Raw genomic sequence first — 2998 nt, 5'->3', positions numbered from 1 at the left:
GGACAAGTGTATTTTAAGTAATAAAGATTCTAAGAATCTTACTATAAAAGACTATGCTGAAAAGTATAGTTTTTTTGCTAGAAAAATATATTTGAAAATAAATATATAAAAATACTTTACAAGCTTATTTATATATGGTAATATTTTCCATATAGAACAGCGGTTATAAAAAACGAAAATTAATAAATTAATACGTTAAAGTATCTGGATTTTATATTTTAATTCGGTACAATAAAGGAATCTATGAAAAAACTAATATATTTGGAGGAACAAACAATGGCTAATACATTTTTAAAAACAGCAACAGCATTAACAATTATGGGTACATCATTACTAGGAGCAGGAGCATTTACTGCTAAGGCCGATAACACAGACTCATTAAAATTCAATGATGTTCCAGCAAATCACTGGTCTACAAAAGCAATCTATGGTTTAGCAAACCGTAAGGTAGTAGCAGGATACGGAAATGGACAGTTTGGTTTCGGTGACAATGTAACTCGTGGGCAAGTAGCGCGTATGATTTATGCGTATGTAAAACCAGCAGATGCAGATGCTAGCTTCAAAAATAAATTTACTGATATCAAAGGACACATGTTTGAAAAAGAAATCTTAGCACTTGCTAAAGAGGGGCTTGTTGCTGGTTATGGTGAAGGGAAATTTGGTCCCGATGATATTTTAACTCGTGAACAAATGGCGCAAGTACTTACAAATGCTTTTAAGTTCAAAGCTACTAAGACAACATCATTTATTGACGTTGATAAAAATTCTTGGGCATATAATGCAATTAATGCATTAGAGGAAAATGGTGTTACAGCGGGTACAGGTAGTAATAAATATTCACCACAAATGCATGTAACTCGTGAACAATATAGTCAGTTCTTATACAACTCTATTAATGCAGTTGAAAAAGAAACAAAACCAGAAGTGAAGCCAGATCCAAAACCTGAAACGAAACCAGAAGAAAAACCAGAAGTGAAGCCAGATCCAAAGCCTGAAACAAAACCAGAGGAAAAGCCAGAAGTGAAGCCAGATCCAAAGCCTGAAACAAAACCAGAGGAAAAGCCAGAAGTGAAGCCAGATCCAAAGCCTGAAACAAAACCAGAAGAAAAACCAGAAGTGGAGCCAGAACAGCCTAAAGTGCCTGAGGGATTAGACGTTGAGATTGCACAACCTGACTTTGATTATAACCCTGAAGCTTTAAAAAATGAAAGTGTGCAAAAACAATTATCAACAGAAGCACAAAATATAGTAAAAGATATTAATAAAAAGTACAATACAAATCTTAAATATAAAGATTTAAGAGGAGGAGTACGTATTTTGGATAAAGATATGTATCTTCCAGCTGGTTCAATAGGTGCACAATTCGCAATTGAAGGTTCTGTAAATAGTAATTATAAAATCTATTTTTTAGATAATAATCCAGCAACTGTAGAATTAGCTAAACGATGGGTTACCTTCTTAAGTGGATTGAATTTAGAGCAAGAAATTGATGAAACTATTGCACAAGACTCTATTAACAATTATCAAAAAGGAAATTATAAAGTCCGTATTGGTCAAACTGCAGCTTTTGATACAATGTATATTCAAATTGAAACAAAATAATGATATACTAAGTATTATAAAATATGAATATAATATTTAATTAAGCATACGTAAAGGACACACCTTACGTACCACCCCAATGGTACAGGTGTGTCCTTTTTTATGTTTCGGGAGGAGAAAAAAATGAAATTTAAAAGAGGTTTACTAGTTATTTGTACTTCAACTATGTTTGCTATACCTAGTATGGCAAGTGCTAAAAACAACGATGTCCCATTCTATAACGGTCAAAATGATTCGTTTTTGACTTCACTTAACTTACAGTTGCCAGGAAAATATTATAGACCTGGAAGTGGATATGCAGCTAAAGAATCTTTATATAAGGCCGATGTGCACTTTCCTGCAGTATATAACGGTTCTTTTAATTGGGAGAACCCAAGGGAGAATTTAGTACAAGCTGAAGATACTTCAGAGCCATATATTCGAATTGCAAATGAAGGTTATTTAAATGGTAAAGTACCAGCGGGTGACCGTATGGTTACTGAAATAGAAAGGGTAAATAATTCTGTTATTTCTAGTAAATATTGGGGAAACCCAGAATTCGTTTTAGAAAATATGGATAAACATATGATACAAACTTATGAAAGTTTTAGAGAACTTGGACAGTTTTATTGGATTCGTGACATTGCATACCTTTCTGGTGGATACGCAGGTGCTAGTGGTGTAGATAATGTAAATAGGTATAACTTGTGGTATGTACGTACAAGTAAACCTCAAGTAAAAGACTTTCAAGCTATGAGTGGAAAAAAAGATATACCTGTGAAAATTACATTTAACGGCTTTGAGTATGTAAGTAAAAATAAAGGATACAACGACCGAGATCCAAATGGAACAACAGTAAACCCTTATCAAAAAGCTGCTGGGGAACGAAATCGAGTGAAGTGGATACTAGATATTACAAAAGATGGCGAAACGGTGCATCACCAGGAAAATTACTTACGTTCAACTCCACAAAAAGATAATCAAAAACCAAATGAAGGCGATGCAGGGCAATTTAAAAAAGAAGATGTAACTTGGCAGCCGCAAATGTGTGGGCGATATACTGCGAAAATTAAAGTAACAGACGCTGTACAAAGGGATTCAAATGAGAAGAAAGTAGATTTTATTGTAGATGGAAACTGTGGTACAGAAGTAACACCTAATCCAGATCCAGGTGATGAAGATGATTTTAAATATAAAATTGATTTCTCTGCTGACAGAATTGAAGGAGAAACAGCAAGAGAAGGAAAGAATATAAAAACAAGAATAGATGTATCACGTGATAATTTTAAACCAGAACGTGACCAATATAGAGCAAAGGTAAATAACAATATTAATAAGTCCCAGCAAGAAGTAAATAGTTCTGAATCCGTAAGAGATAGTGCACAGTCTAGTTTAAGTTATTGTCGTCGTAATCCAA

Annotated in this window: 1 protein-coding gene and 1 pseudogene; both read left to right on the top strand. The window is 33.7% G+C overall.

The annotated features are described in order from the left end of the window. Positions 1-276 precede the first annotated feature (276 nt). A complete protein-coding gene (locus tag CO726_RS30595) occupies positions 277-1602 on the top strand; it encodes an S-layer homology domain-containing protein (protein ID WP_099686792.1) in 1326 nt (441 codons plus the stop codon). A gap of 123 nt (positions 1603-1725) precedes the next feature. Then, positions 1726-2998: pseudogene (locus CO726_RS30590) on the top strand (hypothetical protein); the annotation flags it as partial.

This window comes from Bacillus fungorum (genome assembly GCF_002746455.1).
Taxonomy (GTDB): domain Bacteria; phylum Bacillota; class Bacilli; order Bacillales; family Bacillaceae_G; genus Bacillus_A; species Bacillus_A fungorum.
The sequence above is the reverse complement of the archived record's forward strand: the minus strand, read 5'-3'. Positions and strand labels throughout refer to the sequence as shown.

Bases quoted from the DNA above. Each gene is read 5' to 3' on its own strand.
- CO726_RS30595 (WP_099686792.1), top strand. From the start codon at position 277: ATGGCTAATACATTTTTAAAAACAGCAACAGCATTAACAATTATGGGT.